13 protein-coding genes, 3 tRNA genes and 1 other RNA gene are annotated in these 19,544 nt (G+C 54.4%); 11 read left to right on the plus strand and 6 right to left on the minus strand.

Annotated features, from left to right (window positions below; translation table 11 throughout):
- Positions 1 to 1,526, plus strand: a 1,526-nt coding sequence (locus tag TRESADRAFT_RS16560) for a LysM peptidoglycan-binding domain-containing protein (RefSeq protein ID WP_002701991.1), incomplete at its 5' end; no start/stop codon positions are given.
- A 91-nt stretch (positions 1,527 to 1,617) separates the two neighbouring features.
- Complete coding sequence (locus tag TRESADRAFT_RS01015; RefSeq protein ID WP_002701993.1) at positions 1,618 to 3,939, plus strand: flagellar assembly lytic transglycosylase; 2,322 nt, start codon at positions 1,618 to 1,620, stop codon at positions 3,937 to 3,939.
- Here the strand turns inward: TRESADRAFT_RS01015 and TRESADRAFT_RS14780 are convergent.
- The gene (locus TRESADRAFT_RS14780; protein WP_002701995.1) at positions 3,914 to 4,474 is read right to left on the minus strand and encodes a shikimate kinase; all 561 of its coding nucleotides are present in this window, start codon (positions 4,472 to 4,474) and stop codon (positions 3,914 to 3,916) included. The two genes, TRESADRAFT_RS01015 and TRESADRAFT_RS14780, sit on opposite strands and share 26 nt — an antisense overlap.
- 34 nt (positions 4,475 to 4,508) lie before the next feature.
- Between TRESADRAFT_RS14780 and TRESADRAFT_RS01025 the strand changes: the two genes are divergently transcribed.
- The 6 genes from TRESADRAFT_RS01025 (at position 4,509) to TRESADRAFT_RS01045 (ending at position 6,072) form a co-directional block, all read left to right on the plus strand.
- Positions 4,509 to 5,216, plus strand: a complete 708-nt coding sequence (locus tag TRESADRAFT_RS01025; RefSeq protein WP_002701998.1) for a PrsW family glutamic-type intramembrane protease — start codon at positions 4,509 to 4,511, stop codon at positions 5,214 to 5,216.
- Positions 5,217 to 5,243: 27 nt separating this feature from the next.
- Positions 5,244 to 5,316: transfer RNA gene (locus TRESADRAFT_RS01030), tRNA-Met, on the plus strand.
- Between the two features lie 35 nt (positions 5,317 to 5,351).
- A tRNA-Ser gene (locus TRESADRAFT_RS01035) sits at positions 5,352 to 5,436 on the plus strand.
- 14 nt (positions 5,437 to 5,450) lie between these two features.
- Positions 5,451 to 5,525, plus strand: a tRNA-Arg gene (locus TRESADRAFT_RS01040).
- Positions 5,526 to 5,529: 4 nt separating this feature from the next.
- Positions 5,530 to 5,627, plus strand: an RNA gene (gene ffs / locus TRESADRAFT_RS15530) — signal recognition particle sRNA small type.
- Positions 5,628 to 5,829: 202 nt separating this feature from the next.
- Positions 5,830 to 6,072: a helix-turn-helix transcriptional regulator gene (locus TRESADRAFT_RS01045; RefSeq protein WP_002702000.1), complete on the plus strand. Its 243-nt coding sequence runs from the start codon at positions 5,830 to 5,832 to the stop codon at positions 6,070 to 6,072.
- An 88-nt stretch (positions 6,073 to 6,160) separates the two neighbouring features.
- Here TRESADRAFT_RS01045 and TRESADRAFT_RS01050 read toward each other — a convergent pair whose 3' ends face one another.
- Positions 6,161 to 10,315, minus strand: coding sequence for a leucine-rich repeat domain-containing protein (locus tag TRESADRAFT_RS01050; protein WP_002702002.1), 4,155 nt, complete (start codon positions 10,313 to 10,315; stop codon positions 6,161 to 6,163).
- Positions 10,316 to 10,956: 641 nt separating this feature from the next.
- On the opposite strand from TRESADRAFT_RS01050, the gene TRESADRAFT_RS01055 reads away from it, so the two are divergent.
- Together TRESADRAFT_RS01055 and TRESADRAFT_RS01060 are read left to right on the plus strand one after the other, a co-directional pair.
- On the plus strand, positions 10,957 to 11,409 hold the full coding sequence (locus TRESADRAFT_RS01055) for a hypothetical protein (RefSeq protein ID WP_002702004.1): 453 nt from the start codon (positions 10,957 to 10,959) through the stop codon (positions 11,407 to 11,409).
- A 70-nt stretch (positions 11,410 to 11,479) separates the two neighbouring features.
- Positions 11,480 to 13,552: a CHASE2 domain-containing protein gene (locus tag TRESADRAFT_RS01060; RefSeq protein ID WP_002702007.1), complete on the plus strand. Its 2,073-nt coding sequence runs from the start codon at positions 11,480 to 11,482 to the stop codon at positions 13,550 to 13,552.
- Positions 13,553 to 13,629: 77 nt separating this feature from the next.
- Here the strand turns inward: TRESADRAFT_RS01060 and TRESADRAFT_RS01065 are convergent, their stop codons facing one another.
- Entirely contained in the window at positions 13,630 to 14,187 is a 558-nt protein-coding gene (locus TRESADRAFT_RS01065; protein WP_002702010.1) for an FKBP-type peptidyl-prolyl cis-trans isomerase, read from the minus strand.
- Positions 14,188 to 14,328: 141 nt separating this feature from the next.
- Positions 14,329 to 16,155, minus strand: a complete 1,827-nt coding sequence (locus TRESADRAFT_RS01070) for a YgiQ family radical SAM protein (RefSeq protein ID WP_002702012.1) — start codon at positions 16,153 to 16,155, stop codon at positions 14,329 to 14,331.
- 79 nt (positions 16,156 to 16,234) lie between these two features.
- Between TRESADRAFT_RS01070 and TRESADRAFT_RS01075 the strand changes: the two genes are divergently transcribed.
- Positions 16,235 to 17,077: an ATP-binding cassette domain-containing protein gene (locus tag TRESADRAFT_RS01075; protein WP_040841971.1), complete on the plus strand. Its 843-nt coding sequence runs from the start codon at positions 16,235 to 16,237 to the stop codon at positions 17,075 to 17,077.
- A gap of 82 nt (positions 17,078 to 17,159) precedes the next feature.
- Here TRESADRAFT_RS01075 and rpiA read toward each other — a convergent pair whose 3' ends face one another.
- On the minus strand, positions 17,160 to 17,879 hold the full coding sequence (gene rpiA / locus TRESADRAFT_RS01080; protein WP_002702017.1) for a ribose-5-phosphate isomerase RpiA: 720 nt from the start codon (positions 17,877 to 17,879) through the stop codon (positions 17,160 to 17,162).
- Positions 17,880 to 18,001: 122 nt separating this feature from the next.
- The gene (locus TRESADRAFT_RS01085; RefSeq protein ID WP_002702019.1) at positions 18,002 to 19,510 is read right to left on the minus strand and encodes a type I 3-dehydroquinate dehydratase; all 1,509 of its coding nucleotides are present in this window, start codon (positions 19,508 to 19,510) and stop codon (positions 18,002 to 18,004) included.
- Positions 19,511 to 19,544 lie beyond the last annotated feature (34 nt).

The following is a 19,544-nucleotide window of genomic DNA, read 5'->3' on the forward strand; positions in this document are numbered from 1 at the left end:
AGATGGACGACAACACCGCGGGCAACAAAGCTAGCGATGACCTTAATCTTCCCGAGACGGATGATTCACTTTCAAACGACGACTTCAACCTTCCCGAGATGGACGACAACGAAGCGGGCGATGACCTCACCATCCCCGAAAACGACGATTCACTTTCGGACGACGATTTCAGTCTTCCCGATGTCGACGACAACACCGCGGGCAACGAAGCGGGCGATGACATCACTCTCCACGAAAACGACGACTCGCTTTCGGACGACGACTTCAGCCTTCCCGATATGGATGACAACACCGCGGGCGATGCGACTAGCGAAGACCTTAATCTTCCCGAGACCGACGACTCGCTTTCGGACGACGAATTCAACCTTCCCGAGATGGACGACAACACCGCGAACAATGAAGCGGGCAAAGACCTCACCATCCCCGAAAACGACGACTCGCTTTCAGACGACGACTTCAACCTTCCCGAGATGGACGACAACACCGTGGGCAACGAAGCGGGCAATGACCTCACCATCCCCAAGAACGACGACTCGCTTTCAAACGACGATTTCAGCCTTCCCGATATGGACGAAGGAAACGGCATAACGGCGGACAGCGGGGCGGGCAACGATTTTGACGTTCCGGATTTTGACGGGAACGGAAAGACGGACGAGCCGGAGTCGCAGGACTTCTCTATGCCGGACTTTGACGACGCGAAGGAGAATTCCGGAAGCGGGCTGTTCGACTTCCCCGATTTCGACAACATGGACGGAAACGGAAAATCGGACGAGGAGACGACGTTCAGCCAGAGCGGGAGCAGCTCTTCGGAGGCAACGATGGACGACCCGTTCAGCGACATCGGCTTCTCCGACTTGTACGACAAGAACGGGCAGGATTCCGCGCAGGGAGAGAGCGACGACGATTTTGACGACGACGAAGGGCACTCGAAGGCGCCCCTTATCATCTGCATAATCATTTTCATAATCTGCCTTCTTCTGACGCTGTTCCTTCTTTTCATATTCCCGTCGAAGTACAACATACTCGGGCGGCAGAGCGAAAAGAACGTCACGAACACGACGAACACGACGAACATCACGAACATCAGCGGCGAAAACGACTCCAAAAATGCGGAGAGCGAGGCGGCAAAACAGGAAGCTGCGGAGCCGGCGCAGGAAACCGATTTCGACGAACCTTCCGACAAAAAGCAGGACGACGGAGCAATCGGCGCCGAGGACGAGGACAAAATAATAATCGAATCGGACGCGTCGAAAGTCGTTCCGAGCGAGAAAACGGCACCGCAGGCGCAGGAGGACAAAATTGTAATCGCCCCCGACGCGTCGAAGGTCGTCCCCGTTTCGAAACCCGAGCTGACGATAAAGAAAGAGGACATAAAACATCATGTGAAATGGGGCGACACTCTGTGGGATATTTCGGAAACGTACTACAAAAATCCGTGGAGATACCCGAGAATCGCGAGCCACAACAACATAAGGAACCCCGACCTTATCTATTCAGGCTCGAATATCATGATTCCCTACGAATGATGAATCCATCCGGGATTCCGGCAGACGGAATCCCGGCCATCAGACCTGTTCGACAACTTCGTTACCGGGCAGGTTTATTTTTTTTCAGCACATGGCAAAAATCTTATTACGAAAACAAAAGAAAAACGCACTGCTCGCGCTCGCCGCGCTGTTCATGATGCACGCCGCATTATCGTTCGCGTCATGCGGGAGCGGAAAGGCAGATGCGAGGAACAAATCGGACGAGGCTTTCTTTGCGGGGCTTCAGGCGGCGGACGAGGACGAAATCACGAAGGCGATAACGCTGCTCGTACAGGCGCGCGACAGCAAGGACACGACGCCGATAATCGCGAAGCGGAGCGCGGAGACGCTCGTCCTTTTGGGGAACATCACGCAGAAAAACCAGGCGGCGCAGATTCTGGCGGAACGTTTCGGCGACGAGCAAAAACTCATCGCGGCCAGGGAGCTGTTCAGGCAGGAGGAATTCGCGACGATACTTCTCCTCACCGACAGCATCAGCATAAAAGACGCGCCGAACGAGCTTGTGAAAATCCGCCTCGACTCGATGCTCGAAAAGAACGACAGCCGCTTCGACAAGGAATATTTCGACTGGATTGTCTCGCGCCCGATGACGGCGGAACACATGCAGTTCTATTCGAAATACATCGCGCGGAAAATGGACGAATTCAAGGAGAAGCAGCAGGAAGCGCTCGAAAAATTCGTCGTAGAATTCAAGCAGAAGATTGCGGAGCAGAACGACGGGAGCGAAATGGACAAGTCGACGATTCCCGAGACAGTCGGCGGGCTTGAAATCGGAAAAATCGACTTTTCCGTGACGGACGAGCAGATGCTGATTGACTTGCGCGCGAACGTCTTCCGGAAGAAATACAAGGAGGCGTACGCCTCCGCGCACGGAATCATCGAAATGTACGAGCGCAGGCGAATCGACGAGCACGGGCTGGACGCGGACTTCACGAAATTCCATCTCGAAATCGAGGAGCAGGTTCTTTCCGACATCGGAAAAGCCGCGCTTTACGGGGCGGACAACTTCGGGGAGGCGGCGACGATACTGGACTCGCTCGCGCTGAACCTTTCCGAGGAAAAATCGTTCTACGCGCACTTCTATGCGGCGCGGATTTACGAGAAGACGAAAAAATGGAAGAAAGCCGAGGACAGGTACCTTGCCGCAATGGAATCGGCAGCCGACGAGCAGAAATTCGACAACGCGCTCTGGTACATGCTTTCGTCGAAGATGAAGAATTCGAAGGGCGAATTCATGAAATCGCTCGGAAAATTCGGAAAACACATAAAAAACCCGGAATATTTCGACGATATTTTCGAGTCGCTCGCGCTCACGCTCCTCAGCGACGGCGATTACCAGGATTTTTACGACGTCTGGAAGAATTCCGGCGCGCATTTCTCCGACGGGGAGGCGGCGCGGTTCGCATACATTTCGGGAAGGCTGCTCGAAGAAAAGCTCGCGCACGACGATTCGGCGACGGCAGACGACGCGTACCGTGCCGTGCTCGAAAAGAACGGCGACATGTATTACAAAGTCTGCGCAATCGAGCGGCTGAATATAACGGACGAGGAGGAACTGTCGCGGATTCTGCTGCGCCCCTCCCCCGCCGGAACGGAAAGCGAGCCGGCAGGAAAAGCGGACGCGCTTCTTGACGGATACGCGGAATTCGGATTCCCGCAGCGCGTCTACGCGGAATGGCTTTTGAACAGGGATTCGCTTTCGGTGAAATCGTCGATGAACGCGAGCCGATTCCTCTTCAACTGCGGGCTTCACGCACCGGAATACGACACGCAGAGCCTCAGAATCGCGAGCAGGACAGTCGCGGCGCTGGACGGCGGATTCACGAAGGAGATGATGGAGCTTGTCTACCCGAGATTCTTTTCCGGGGAGATTGCCGAAGCGTGCGCAGAAAACAAAATCGAGCAGCGGCTGCTGTTCGCGCTCGTGAGGACGGAAAGCTTCTTCGATTCATCGATTACGAGCGTCGCTGGCGCAACGGGGCTCACGCAGCTCATGGAATCGACGGCGGGCGACGAGGCGAGAAAGCTGAAGCTCGGGGACGACTACGACATACTCGACCCCAAGACGAATTTGCGCATGGGCGCGCATTACCTCGCGTCGCTCATCTCGCGCGTCGACGGGAACATCCCGGTCCTCGCGCTTTTCGCGTACAACGGCGGGCTTACGAACGTCCGCAAATGGATAAAATCGTCCAAGAAATCGTGGGCAAAACTCAAAAAGCTGAGCCACGAGCCGGCAGGAATCAGCATGGACCTTTTCCTCGAGACGGTTCCGTTTTCCGAGACGCGCGGATACGGACGGAAGCTTGTCGCGGCGGCGGCAATGTACGGCTGGATTTACGAAGGGCGGAATCCCGGCGATACCGTCAGAGAGATTCTATACGCTCAATAATCCGCGCCATGTTCTCCATCTTCGAAAGGGGGAGCATCTTTACCGTAACGTCGCAGATGGAGGAATAAATCGCCTGCCGCTCCTCGTAGAACGAATGGAACGACCGCCGCACTTCGTCGATGGTGGAAGGATTCTCCCGTGCGATGTACGCGGGCATTCCCTCCATCTTTCCGTCAGGAAGGATTTTTATCTCCTTGATGATTCTGTCGCAGGCAACGGTCTCGTCGGAATCGAGGAACACGAACGTCCCCACTCCGCGAAGATAGCCCACCGCCTTGTCGTTCATGCAGATTCCGCCGCCCGTCGAGACGACGAAAAACCCCTGCCGTCCCGCGATTACGTTGCACGCGTCGCTTTCCGCCTTGAGGAACGCTTCCTTCCCGAAATCGGAATAAATCTCGCGCGGAGTCATCCCTGTCATCTCGACGACAAGGTCGTCCGTATCAAAAAAATCGCATCCGTAATGAGCGGAAAGCAGCCTTCCCTGCGTTGTCTTCCCGCAATGCTTTATTCCCATCAATATGACGTTTTTCATAGCACCGATTATAAATTTTTTATATGATTTTTCCATGAACATTTACATCCTGTTTGCGCTGTGCTTCCTGCCAGTCATCGCGCTTTTCGCAATTTTTTCGATTGTCACGAAAGACCATCCCGTGTTCCGGTACGCGATATCATGTGCGTTCGGAATCGCGACAGTCGCGCCGGCTTCGTTCATCCAATTCCTGACGCTCAAGATTCCGACGTTCAGCTCGCCGTCGTTCTTCTCGATACTTATCACCGCGATACTGTTCAACGGCTTCATCGAGGAATCGTTCAAGCTGGCGTTCATACTGCTGATTCCGAAAAAGCGGATGACGCTGCAATCGTTTCTCTGCGCGTCGATTCTGCTCGGCTGCGCGTCCGGAAGCCTTGAGACTGCGATATACCTGATGAACAGCCTGCAGAAAATCGCCCTCATCCCAGGAACAGAACACGCGCTCAGGATGATTTTCACGAGGATGTTCTCCGCACAGGCGATACACGCGTTCTGCGCGGGGCTTTCCGGCATTTTCGTCTGGAGCTGCCAGAAGGAAATCCACCACCTGATAATCGTCATAATCGCGATTACGATGCACGGGCTTTACAATTTCTTCATCGCGTTCTCGCAGGAATTCAGATGGTTCGCGATGATTGCGATTCTGCTCGCCGCGATAGAATGCAGGATTTGGTACAAAACGGTAAAAAATGAAGAAATTTCGCAAAATTCTCAAAAACTGCTTGACATAACAAATTGAAAACTGTATTCTGTTCAAACAATACGACGCTGGGTAGAGCAGTTGGCAGCTCGTCGGGCTCATAACCCGGAGGCCGGAGGTTCGAGTCCTTCCCCAGCTATACGGGCTGATTGAATCAGCCCACTTTTTCTTTTTGGAGCGATGGCAGAGAGGTCGATTGCACCGGTCTTGAAAACCGGCATACCGCAAGGTATCGTGGGTTCAAATCCTACTCGCTCCGCCTTCATTTTGTTTGAGATTGTAGCTCAGCTGGATTAGAGCGCCACCCTGCGGAGGTGGAGGTCGCACGTTCGAATCGTGTCAGTCTCACTTGAGTCGGGAACTTCACAAAACATCCTTCAAAACCCTGCGAGAGCCGGAAGGCAGCAACAGTATGAAGACCTTGTTTGTGCTGGAGTATTCCCGGCTCTTTTTTTTGCGGAGAACGAAAAACCGCAATGCCTTCCCCGAAAAGACGTTCCCTATTTTTATTCTCTCCGTAGACCGTGCGACATGATTGCTTTGCTGCCATTCTTCTTAGCTCTTAACGAATTAGTAGCCTCTTGATGTATATTGAATTTCACCCGGAGTATTATCGAAAATATAATCAGCAGGCTCTCCACTGGCGAGGGACATGGCGGTGCGGAATCCGCTCTACATGAATGCGCAAATCCAGAACGGCGAAGCGTTGACACCCATGGAAATCGACATACTAACTTTTCTGGAGCAGGGAAAATCAAAGGAAGAAATCGCATCTTGCTTCTTCATCAGCGTCAACACAGTGAAATACCACATGAAGAACATCTACATGAAGACCGGCGCGAAGAACGCCTGCCAGGCCGTATGGAACGCGAGACTGGCGGGGATTCTGGACTAGCGCGGGGATAAGTTCAGAATGGGAAAGAACTCTCCGCGCGGTTCTCGCTTCTTTTATACGGGGAGCGGCAAGCTTTAATTCACGTCAGTCAGTTTTTCTGCAAATATGTCGTTCCCTGCGACGTTGCGGAAATAGTCGCTCTCGTTGGGCACGTTCCTCTAAATGGACTACTTGAAAAACTAGTATCACCTTCAGTTACAACAGTTCCGTCATATTTATATTTTGTCCATATAGAAGTCGTATCTTCATACTCCAAAGTCACAGACGTTCCATAAAACACCTGATATCCGAATTTGCATACAGATGACGGAATAAGAAGCGTTTCTGAAAGTCCAGATTCGTCGAAAGCGTAATCGCAAAGTTCCGTAACCCCCGAAGGAATCTCTATCGTATTAAGATTGGTACATCCGCGGAAATTACCAATACTTATCGTTGTAAGTCCGCTAGGAAGAACCATTCCTTCAAGCGCAAGGCAGCCAGGTTTGTCAAAATCCTCATCTGTGAATGCATACGAGGGAAATTTTGTCAGTCCTGTGGTTCTAGAAAGATCCAGCGTAATTCTGACATCAGGATTGTTTGCATTCAAAGTCTTAAGAGCCGTTGTAAGATTTGTTATGTCTTCGGAAGAAATTTCTCCGATGACTTTTACTACCCCCGTTTCCGTCATACTTGGAATTAATGATATTGCCTTTGCTGCAGTGTATCCATCTATCAGCTTTCCGTCTTCACCGATTAAGTAATCATCGCTCGTCAATGCGAATTTTCTAACTTCATCTGCAAGGACAACGCCAGTTCCAGCCGCAAGCACGGTAGTTCCGACTTCGTAGCTTTTTGGCGTTATCGTCGCGACGGGGACAGTGCCAGTGAGCGCATCTGTTATTGTGATGTATTTTCCGCTTGCAAGGTAGACATCGTTGCTGGAATCGACCTTTGCATCTCCCTGCATTTTCAATGAACCATTGTCCATTGAAATTCCGCTTCCGTAACTGCCTGCAGTATTTCCGCTGATTGTTCCGCCTTCTATGGTAACTATACTGCTTGATTGTGCGATATGAATTCCGCCACCTTTTACAGCTGCCTTGTTGGAGCTGATTGTTCCGCCTGAGATTACGACAGTGCAGTCAGCGCCCACATAAATGCCGGCACCTCTAAATGAATCTTCATTCTCTTCCTCCGGCTGCAAAGCTGTATTTCCGCTGACAGTTCCGCCGGTCATTGTAAATTTGCCATAGCCGACATACATTCCCCGTTCAGCGTTATACGAGACAGAGCCGGAACTAAACTTAAACACTTTATTAGAATGAGAAGTATCTTGTTGATGAATGCCACCAGAATTCTTTGCGTAATTATAATAAACACCGCCTGTAAGAACTGCTTCTGTATCCGCTGAAGAAAATCCTAAATAAAGATCTCCTGTAGAACAAATACCGCCGCCTTTAACTGTTGCCTTGTTTGAGTAACATGATTCATCTTTTGTTGCGGCTGTAGTTTTTGATTTGTCCCCAATGACAGCCGAGCCGTACATGAACATCGTGCCCGTGCTGTACACGCCGCCGCCACAATTCGAGGCAGTGTTTTTTGAGATGACTCCGGCAGAAAGGTACAGATTCCCCTCATTGTAGATTCCGCCGCCGTTCGCTGCCGTGTTGCCGCTTATCGTTGCGCTTCCCTCCATGACAAGTTTTGCCGAAGGACCCAAGTAGACTCCGCCTCCTTTCTCTGTCGCCGTGTTCTCCGTGATTTTTGCGCCGTCCAAAAGCTTTACCGTTCCGTTGTCTACTGCAAGACCACCGCCATAGGAAAAATTTCCGCCCGTAATCGTCAGGTCTTCAACCGTAACCTCAAGACCCGACTTGTTCACGGTCAGAACCGTCCCGGAGCCGTTTCCGTTGAGTTTCGCTTCGCTTGATGTCGCCCCGCTTGCCTTGTAGCCGGCAATCGCAACTGAAGTCACCGATGAAGGAACTTTTGAGGGAAGTATCTGCTGGTTTCCAGTGACGTTTCCGTCGATTGTAATCACGTTGCTCTCCGCATTCAATACGGAAAGGGCGTCCTCAATCGTGGCGAAAGGTTTTGACTTTGAGCCTGTCGCGGTTCCCGTAAAGCTGTCGGCGGCCGCGCAGACTTTCCGGCTGGAATCAGTTCCCTTGCTTGCCACATAAATCGGAGAGTCAAGGAGCAGGGATTTTTTGTCACCGCTGACCTTCCATTCCCAGCCGTCCTCGGAGAATGCGAAGAAATTCTTATAGCCGCTGATGTCGCCGACGTTCGTTCCGTCGGCCTGGACAATGCTTGTTCCTCGAGTCCAGGTTGCCGGCGTAATGGTCGCAACAGGACTTGTGCCAGTGAGTGCGCCTGTCACCGTGATGACTTTTCCGCTTGGAAGATAGACATCGTTCTTTCCGGCGCCCTTTTCCAAAGAACCTGACGCATTTAGCACGCCGTAGGGAATAGTTCCGCCGCTTATTGTAATCACTCCATTATTGCTGATTGCACCTCCTGAAACTGACGCCTTGTTTCCAGAAATCGTTCCTCCCTGAATTTCAACGGTTGCTTCTGCGTATTCCACATGAATTCCGCCGCCTTTATTATTTGCTTCATTGCCGCTGAGAATTGAATCGCCGCTCATTTTGAACGTTCCGTCATCAATCCAAATTCCGCCGCCGCCAGCGCCAATACTGGACGAGCCTGTCGATTTATTGAAGGATATTGTTCCGCCGGTCATCGTAAATACGGAACCCTGAATCATGACTCCGCCGCCCCAGTGGCTCACGGAGTTGTGTGAAATCGTCCCGCCCTCCATCGTGAGGGAACTTCCGCTTCCGCCGCTTCGGATTCCTCCGCCTCGCGCGTCGGAGGTGCCGGCACAGTTGTACGATATTTCAGCACCCTCCTTTATTGTCACGCTGCCGCCCTCGTTCCAGATTCCGCCACCGAACGGACTCGCATAGTTGTGGCGCACGATTGCTCCGCTGCCTAAAGTGAGCGAGCCTTCGTTATAGATTCCACCGCCAAATTTTGCATAATTACCGCAAGAACTTGATGTTGCTACGGACAGTGTCGCATCTCCGACCAAAGCACCAGTTCCCAAAGTCACGTTCGTGCCGCTAGCCATGTAGATTCCGCCGCCGTTTCCGCTTGCGTTTTTTCCGCCGGTAATCGTGAGGTTCTCTATGGTGACGGGAACAGCCGTTTTTATCGTGAGCGCCGTCCCCGCATTGTTCCCGTTGATTTTGTCCGTGCCGCTCCCCGTCCTTCCCTGAATCGTAATCGAGCTCGCGTTTGCCGTGGTCACGGACGCGGGGATTTCCTGCGCGCCCGTAAGCTCCCCGTCGACGAGTATCGTGTAGTCGGTCCCGGAATCCATGAGCGCATTCATCGCCCTCGCAATCGATTTGTACGGCTCCGCGCGCGTCCCCGTCTCCTTGCTGTCCTCTTTCCTCGACGACACGTAAATCCTCGAAAGCGCGAACTTATCGACGAGCGTTTTTGTTATCACGCATTCCCCGTCCGTGATGTACGACGACGAGCCGAACCACGAATCCGTCACGAGAGCGCCGAAAAACAGAACGGACTCGCGGAATTCGTAGAGGAGGACATCATTCGCGTCGTAGAAGCTGAACGTATACGTTCCGGCAGGAACATCTTCGGACTCGGACTTCCATGTTATCGTTCCGCCGGAAACGGCAACATTCTTGGAATACCCTTCCCCGCTTATTTCGCACGATTTTATGCTTTCAGAAACGCCGCTATCAATCCCAATCGTAAGATTCACTTTCCCGCTTTCCGAAACGGCGCATGGCTTTACGGTTATGTCCTCAACGAGCGCGTCGCCGGGACGAAGCGTTACGGTACAGCTCCCGGAAACGACCTCGATTCCGGACACCGTCCCCGTCGCCGTAATCGTGTACTCAGTCCCGCCCTCACCGACAGGAAGCTCTCCGAACGAGAACGAGAGATTTTCCGCATCGACATCCGCCTTGTACGGCCTCCCGCCGCTCGAAGCCTCGACCGAATACGAGACGCCGTTCAGAGATGGAAGCGCCGTCCGCGCGCTGCTTTTCCGGAAAACGCCCGGCGCCGCACCCGAAACCGCCACGCTCCCCCGAACGGATGCCGTCAGCGCCGGCTCGACGAAGTTTCTCTCCGCAGAAGGTTCCTCATCCCCAAAAAGCGCGCACGACGCCGCAACTAATGAAATGACGGCAGCCAAAATGCCGAAAAATTTCCGGAACGCTCTCATAATCGATTTTCCCCTTTTTTTAATGGAAGCCAACACAACCCCCGCCACATTCTAACACACCGCACCAAAAACGGCTCCCCGCCACGAAATTATTCGCCGCATTGTATGGAAGTGCGAGATTCGAGTTTCGCAACAAAAGAACCGGGCGGAAAAAACATTTCTGAACATCCACAATAAGACGGAGCAAAAACACAGGAACATCGTTCCCATTAGAACAGGAACGACGTTCCCATTAGAGCAGGAACGACATTCCCATTAGAACAGGAACGACGTTCCCATTAGAGCAGGAACGACATTCCCATTAGAACAGGAACGACGTTCCCATTAGAGCAGGAACGACATTCCCATTAGAGCAGGAACGCCACTTCCATTAGAGCGGGAACGACGTTCCAATTAGAGCAGGAACACCACTTCCATTAGAACACGAACGACGTTCCCATTAGAGCGGAGCCGAATTACAAAAATAGCAAAACTCGACATTCGGCCCAGAAATTGTTCTGCAAGCGACGACGATTTTTACAGACAGAAACGGAAAAGAAGAGTATCCTTTTTGTGTTACGGTTATTAGAAATAATTACAGGAAAATGGAATCGGGGAAAAACTGTTCCGTCGATTATAATAAAACCAACAAGGAGTTTACCATGAAAAAAATCGCTTCATTGCTTTTGATTGCGGTCTTGGGCGCGGGACTTTTTGCCGCCTCGTTCAAGAAGGGGCAGACCGTTTACGTCTCAAAGGACGGAAAACTGACGGAGACGGAGAAATCGTCAAAATCGATTGGGGAAGTCGAGAAAGGAGATGTCGCCGTAGTCATCGAGTCGAAAAAGAAAAAGACGAACATAAAAATCGAGAGCCTCGGGATTTCCGGATGGTACGACACGAAAAGCCTGACGAAGAAGAAAATCGCGAAGAACACGTCCGTAGACATCAACGCCGACAACATCGCGCTTGCGGGAAAAGGCTCGGTTTCCGCGAAGGCAACGAAGAAAATCGAGCTTGATGCCGTCGCGGAGAATCCTCAGGAAGAGAAGAAAGACGAGGCGGCTGTTCCGGCAGCGGAGAACGCGGCGGCAGAAAGCGCAAAGACTGAGTGACAATCTGATTCGCGAGAATCGAAAACGGTGGTTTTTTGCCACCGTTTTTTAGTTCAAAAAGGGAGAGGATATGAAAAACAAAAAGAGCATCGCACTATCCGCGGCAATCGGCGTCGCGGTGCTGGGAATCGTTGCGGGGCTGCGGTACGGCGGCGCGCTGACGTGGATGGAAAACAAATCCTACGACAGCCGCATGAAGCAGACGGCAGACAAATTCGAGGCGGACGACAACATCGCCGTAATCGTCCTCGATCAGGAAAGCATCGATTGGGCAAAAACGGAGCTGGGATGGAGCTACCCGTGGCCGCGCGAAAGCTACGCCAAGATGATTCGGTTCGTGAACAGGGGAAAAGCCGCGTCGATGGCGTTCGATATGATATATTCCGAGCCGTCCGTCTACGGGACAAAGGACGACGAGGAAATGGCCGACGCGAGCCGCGAATTCGGGAAAGTCGTGCAGACGGTTTTCTACCAGTCGAACGACACGCACGTCCCCGTTCTTCCGATTCCCGCGATAAGGGATTCCGCCGCAAAAATCGCGACGGTCGAAAGCCTCCTCGACGACGACGGCGTCGCGCGACGCTCCCGATTCCGCTCGTCATCGGACCTCAATGAGCCGTCGCTCACCGTCGCGGGGCTTGAGCTTTCCGACGAGATGCCGGAGCTTTCGTCGATTCCAAAAGCGCGCCACTCGAAAAAAGGCGAGAGCGAGGAAGGAATGTACGTCCGGTACGTCGGCGGGCTTGAGCGGTTCCACCCGTACAGCGCGAAGCAGATACTGATGAGCGAGATGGCGGCAGAGGAAGCGGAACGGAAGGGCATCCAATATGCGCCGGACGCGGAAAGCGACCTCGTGACGACGGAATCGTTTGAAGGCTCGCACGTCTTCTTCGGGCTGTACGCGCCGGGGCTTTTCGATATCTGCGCGACGCCGATGGGAACGAACTACCCTGGAATGGGCGTCCACATCTCTATGACAAACACGATTCTCACGGAAAGCTATCTTTCCGACACGGCGGAAGCTGTCTCATTCGCGATAATCGCGCTGATGGTCGCGGCGGGAATCCTCATCGCATCGGTCAACTCGCAGAAATCGAAATCGTTCGCGATAAAAATCGCCGTTTTCATCATTATCGCGGCAGCATATTTCTGCGCGTCATACGCCGTTTTCATCGCGGGAACGATACTTCCCGTCGCCGCCCCGCTCCTCGCGTTCGGCCTTTCGTTCGCATCTGTAGTGACGAAGAACTATCTTACGGAAGGAAAGCAGAAGCGGTATCTCAAGACGGCGTTCAAGCAGTATCTTTCGGCGGAAGTCATCGACAACCTCATCGACAATCCGGACGCGCTCAAGCTCGGCGGGGAGGAGCGCGAGATTACGGCGTTCTTCTCCGACGTCCAGGGATTCACCACGATTTCCGAGAGCCTGAACCCGACCGATTTGACGAACCTCCTCAACAAGTACCTCAACGCGATGACGGAAATCATCTTCAAGCACGGCGGGACAATCGACAAATACGAGGGCGACGCGATAATCGCATTCTGGAACGCGCCGACGACGCAGGCCGACCACGCGCGGCGCGCCGTCGAGGCCGCCCTCGAATGCCAGGAGAAGCTCGCGGAGATGCAGGAGGAGCTTTCCGCAGTCGCGGGAAAACCGTTCAAGCAGAGAATCGGGCTGAATTCGGGAAGAGCCGTAGTCGGAAACATGGGAAGCGATTACCGGTTCAACTACACGATGCTCGGCGACAGCGTGAACCTTGCCGCGCGCCTTGAGGGAATCAACAAGCAGTTCGGGACGTACACGATGTGCTCGAAGGCGACGATGGAAAGCGCGGTCGAGCACGGATGCACGCTCAGCTTCAGAAAGCTGTCGAACATCGCTGTTGTCGGAAAGAAGGAGGGCGTCGTCGTTTTCGAGCCGATGCAGAACGCGGAATTCGACAGGCGCAAGGACGATTTCGTGAATTTCGGGGTCGGGTACGACCTGTTCGTGAAGGGAGATTTTGCCGGAGCAATCGAAGTATTTGAGAAGACGAGGGACAAGGACCCCGCGGCGGACAAATATATCGAAAAATGCCGCGCCCTTATAAAAAATCCGCCCGAAAAATGGGACGGAATTCTCCGCGCGACAGAAAAATAACGCGCGAAAAAAAATCGGCACCAAAAGGCGAAACGCCCGACGATGCCGATTTTTTTTGCCCGCGGAACAGGTCTTGTTTACTCGCCGCAGCCGCCGCAGCCGCCGTCACAGCCGCATCCTTCCTCGCCGCCGCAACCGCCGCCGCACGAGCCGCAGCCGCCTCCACAGCCGCCGCCGATGAGCGGCTCAAGCTCCTGCTCGGTCGGGTCGCGCACGTCGACAACCTCGATGTCGAAATGGAGCTGCTTTCCGGCAAGCTCGTGGTTTCCGTCAACCGTTATGCCGTCATCGGAAATCTTCGTGACGCGGACCATGAACGCGCCCGTTCCTTCCGGCGTCTGCGCCTGGAACTGCTGGCCCACCTCAATCGGGAAATCGGCATCGAACCTGTCACGGGAAATCGTCTGCACGAGGCTTTCGTCGTATTCACCGTATCCTTCGGCAGGCTCGACGACGACGTGCTTCTTCTCGCCGGCCTGCATTCCCGCCATCTGCTTCTCAAGCCCCGGAATGAGCGAGCCGACACCGTGCATGTATTCGAGCGGCTCTCCGTCCGGAGATGCGTCAATGAGAACGCCGTCCTTGTCCTTGAGCGTGTAGTTGATTTTTACCATTTTCGTTGCCGCAACCTGCATACTGATTCTCCTGTTCTTGATTAAACCTGTTCGGAAACCTCAATTCCAGAACAGGTCTATTTTCCAAAATGTGAGACACACTCTACATGATTGCGCGAGATTGCATAAGTCCCCGCGCGTTTTTTTCCGGCGTTTTCCCGCTTATTTCCCGAGAAGGACCTTGATGAGGTCGCGCCTGCCTGCCGCAATCAGCGCCTCCTTCACGAGCGGCGCGTTCTCCCGCCTGTTGAACTGGAGGAGAGCGCGCTGAAGCCTACGCTCGTGCCCGCCGCGCGGAACGTACACCTTCTCGAACGAGCCGTCGGCGTTCCGCTTCCGCGGGTTCAGCCCCGTCCAGTACATGCACGTCGAAAGGCTTCCTGGCGTCGGATAGAAATCCTGCACCTGGTCAGGAACGAATCCCGTCTTCTTCAGGTAGAGCGCGACCTCGATTGCGTCGTTCAAATCAGCGCCGGGATGGGAGCAGATGTAATACGGGACAAGATACTGCTTCTTCCCCTCCTCCTTGTTTATCCGCGCGTATTCAGCGGAAAAGCGCTCGTACACCTCGTGCGTCGATTTCCTCATCAGGCGAAGAACATTGTTCGACACGTGCTCCGGCGCGACCTTCAGCTGCCCGGAAATGTGGTGGCGCACAAGCTCGCGGAAGAACGTCCGGTCCTCGTCCATCATCAGATAGTCGAATCGGATACCCGAGCGGACAAAAACCTTCTTCACGCCGGGAAGCGCGCGCAGCTTCCGCAGAAGCTCGACGTATTCGGAGTGGTCGACGCGGACGTTGGCGCACGGGTTCGTCCCCATGCAGTCCTTGTTCTGGCAGGCGCCGCGCTCCTTCTGGTACGCGCACGCGTCCTTCCTGAAATTCGCGGACGGTCCGCCGACATCGTGGATATATCCCTTGAATTCGGGGTCCTTCGTCATCTGCACAGCCTCGCGCACGAGGCTTTCGTGGCTCCGCGACTGGATGCGCCGCCCCTGATGGAACGTTATCGCGCAGAACGAGCACGCCCCGAAACAGCCGCGGCAGCTTGTGAGGGAGAACTGAACCTCGCTGAGCGCGGGGACGCCCGTCTTTCCGTTCTCGGCGGGGGAATCATACATCGGATGCCATCGGCGCTGGAACGGAAGCTCGTACACCGCGTCGAATTCCTCCGTCGTAAGCGGAAGCGACGCCCGTTCCTGAACGACGAAGCGGGAATCGACCGGCTCGACGAGGACGTTTCCGTTCATCGCGTCCGTGTTCTGCTCCTGAATCAGGTACGACTCGGCGAATTTCCGCTTGCTCTCGTCGTCCTTCCCCGAAATCTCCGCGAACGAGGGAAGAATGATTGCCCCCTCGGGGATTTCCTCAGCCTTGCTCGTATACCAGACCGTCCCGCGCACGCCCCGAATCTGCCTCACGGGAACGCCCGCGCGGAGCTTCTCCGCGATTTCGATTATCGAATGCTCGCCCATACCGTACATCAGAAGGTCAGCCTTCGAGTCGAGGAGAATCGAGCGGCGGATTGTGTTCGACCAATAGTCGTAGTGGCTCGTGCGCCTCAGGCTCGCCTCTATTCCGCCAATCATGACGGCGACGCCCTTGTACGCCTGCCTGATTGCCGCGCAATACGCCATGACGGCACGGTCGGGACGGTGGCCGGCGACACCTCCGTGCGCGTAGACGTCCTCCGAGCGCGGCTTGTTGTTCGCCGTGTAGTTCGAGACCATCGAATCCATCGCCCCGCCCGAAACGAAGAAACCGAGCTTCGGGCGGCCGAATTCGCGGAACGATTCGACATTTTTCCAATCGGGCTGGGCGAGAAGCCCCACCGTAAAGCCGTGCGACTCAAGGAGCCTGCACAAAAGCGCGGCAGCAAAAGACGCATGGTCAACGTATGCGTCGCCCGAGACAAACACGAAATCGACCTCGCCGATTCCCCTTTCTGCCAAATCCTGCCTGCAAACAGGAACGAAACTGCTAGACATACGATGATTCTATCGTTAAACGGGGCGAATGTGTCCCCTATTTGCGGACGAAGCCGATTTTTTTTATTACATTAAGTGCATGGACAGTTTAGATTTTGTTGAATTCAATGACGTGACGTTCACCTATCCCGCAGTCGAGGGGGACGTGGACGAGAACGGAGAGCAGATTGTACCCAAACCGATTTTCGAGCATTTCTCGGCATCACTTCCCAAAGGGTTCGTGAGCCTTGTCGGACAGAACGGCTGCGGAAAATCGACGCTGATGCTCCTCGCATCAGGACGGCTCAAGCCGGATTCCGGGAACGTCTCGCTGCTCGGGAAGGACGTGTTTTCTTTGGGCGAGGAGGAAAAGAACCTTCTCGCGACGGTAATCTACCAGAACATGGAGTTCGAGACGGAGGATTCCGTGGAATCGCTCCTGTCGCAGGTGTACGCAGGAGGAAAATTCGCCGGAAAAGCCGTGGCGATTGGCGGCACGGGTGATTTGAAGGACGAGGCGATACGGGTGTTCGAGCTTGAAGGCGTCCTGAACCACGCGCTCACCCACCTCAGCAAGGGCGAAATCCAGCGCGTCCTGCTCGCGTTCTCCGTCCTCTACGGAAGCGAGTCGATTTTTATGGACGAGCCGATGTTCGCGATGGAGGAAGCGCAGAAGGAAAAATCGCTCGCGTACCTCAAGGAATTCGCGCGCAAGACGAACCGCACGATTTACATCGCGATGCACGAGCTTGATTTGACGAAGAAATTCGCCGAAAAAGTGCTCCTGTTCTACCCGAACCGCGACATGTCGTTCGGAACGCCGGACGAGGTTCTCACGGACGAGGAGCTTGAGAAAGCGTACGAGATTCCCGCCGCGCTCCTCAAGAAAAAGGAGGACATGACGCGGGAGCAGCTCGCCGCCGAATCAGCGATGATGCGATAAAAAAAATCGCCATGCCGAACGCGATGCAAAACCGCGCGGCATGGCGAAACAAATTCAGCCGTTTTTCGGGCAGAACCAAAAATTACCTGCGTTCCACCGACCCGTCGGAATGGGCTATGAAAACCGTCGGGCGGAGCTTCGTGAAGAAGCCGTTCTCGACGACGCCGGCGATTCTGCAAATCTCTTCCTCCATTTTGCGCGGGTCGACGGGAGAATCCCAGAGGCAGTCGAGAATCCAGTTCCCGTTGTCGGTGATGACGGGACCGCATTTTCTGACGCCCTCGCGGAGAACGCACCGCGCGCCGAGACGTACAAGCGCTTTCTCGACGGGAACGCGCGCCGCGCCGATTATCTCGACGGGAAGCGGAAATTTCGTGCCGAGCGTCGCGACAGATTTCGACTCGTCGGCGACGATTGCGTATGACGCGGAATTGTACGCGACGATTTTCTCAAGGAGCAGCGCGGCGCCGCCTCCCTTGATGAGGTTGTTCTCCCCGTCAATCTCGTCCGCGCCGTCGATTGAAAGGTCGAGCGAGCCGCCGATTGCGCTGTCGTTGAGCGTGAAGACCGGAATTCCCAGCTCGCGGCAGCAGTTGTCCGTCTGGAAGCTCGTAACGACCGCCTTTATGTCCGAAAGCGTCCCGTCGGCTATTCTTTCCGCAAGCCGCTTTACGGCGGGCAATGCGGTGCTTCCCGTCCCAAGACCGATTTTCATCCCGGAAAAAATCTTTCCGTCACAAATCAACGCGTCGATTGCGCTCCGCGCCGCCAAGATTTTCTGCTCATCCTTTGAAATTGCCATTCTCGTCTCCTAAAAAACTGTCCGGAATCCTCCGCGAAAAAGCGAATTCCCGGACGTGAAAGCGATTATACCCGCCCGCAAATTGTGTTTTCTTAAAAATGCGCGGGCAATCCCGAACTGATTTAATCGTCAAAGCTTTTCTCGTATGCCTTCCGGAAAATTCTCGCCTGCTCCTCGCCCTGGTAGCGCAGCATCGAAAGCCCGTTCGCGACACGGCACCCGGCGGCGGCGGCCCGCTTCATCACGGGCGTGACGTTCGGCTCGTAAACGATGTCGTAGAGAAGCTCGTTCCCCGTAAAATCGTAGAACCAAATCGGGTCGTTTGTCTCGTTCGGCTCGTCGGTCGAATTCATTCCCTTCGAGGTCGTCTGCACAATCAGGTCGGAATAGCTCTGAAGCTTCATGATGCAGTCCGAGCCGAGCCCGGAATAATTGAAGCCGACTTTTTCCGCAAGCTTCCGCGCCTTCACGCTCGTCCTGTTGAAAATGCACGCGTCGGCGCCCAGATTCTTGAGCGCGTAGACGATTGCCTTTGCCGCGCCGCCCGCGCCGATGACGGAAACCTTCATTCCGGAAAGGGAATCGCGCCCCGTGAATTCCTTTATCGCAAGCTCGAATCCGATGCAGTCGGTGTTGAACCCGAGCCATTTTCCGTCCTCGCGCACGACGGTGTTGCACGCGCCCATCTCCTGGACGCCCTTGTCCACGGAATCGAGAAGCGGGATTATCGTCTCCTTGTGCGGAACCGTCACGCTGAACCCGCAGACACCCATCGTGTTCGCGAATTCGAACGCCTCCTCGGCTTTCTCCGCCTTGAACGGAACGTAGACGGCGTTCATCTCGTTCTCCCCGAATATCGTGTTGTGGATTTTTGGCGACGACGTCGCGACAAGCGGGAATCCCGTTATCCCGAAAAGGCGCGTCTCGCTGTCAATCGAGCGGAACCGGTAGAGAGACGAAAGCGATACGGGATCGACGTGCCCAAGACCCTTCACGTTCTCCATAAGCTCGGCGGGAGAAGTGAACGAAAGATATGAATTGAACCGCTGCGCCAGAACCCGCGTCGGAAGCCCGAACGCGCTCATCGCGCAGATTATCTGCTCCGTCCCGGAAAGTGCCGACGCCTCCTTGAACAAATCGGTGATGTCGGAAAGGCTTTTCGGCATGAACGCGATTTTCGGAATCTCGAACCCCGTCATGCGCATTTTCGAAAGCCGCTGGGCGATGTTCTTCACGGGGTTGTTCATGTCGTGGAACGAGCGGATTATCCTCGTCCCGAACGCGAGCGCGGCATCCTGAAGGCCGGGAACGATAAAATCGTCCTCGAAATCGACGTACGCGAAATTCTTCCGCTTGTCCTCGTCCGCGAACGCAAGCGCGCGGGCAAAAAGCATCGACCGGGACGCCTCGCCCTCCTCGTATTTTCCGCCGTCCGCCACGCGCCGGATTGTCAGAAGGCACGGAACCTTCACCAATGACGGAAAGTCGCGGATGTTCAGCCGCTCGTCCTCCTCAAGGCAGTCGGCCCGCAGCTCCACCATGTCGATGTAGCGTATGTACTCCTCCGCGATGCGGACGTCCTCGTCAATCGTCTTTCCTGTAAGGCAAAGGCACACCAACGGTTTTCTCATATTTTCCTCCATACAAATATGGCTTTTTGCAAAA

This window comes from Treponema saccharophilum DSM 2985 (assembly GCF_000255555.1).
GTDB classification, from domain to species: Bacteria; Spirochaetota; Spirochaetia; order Treponematales; family Treponemataceae; genus Treponema_D; species Treponema_D saccharophilum.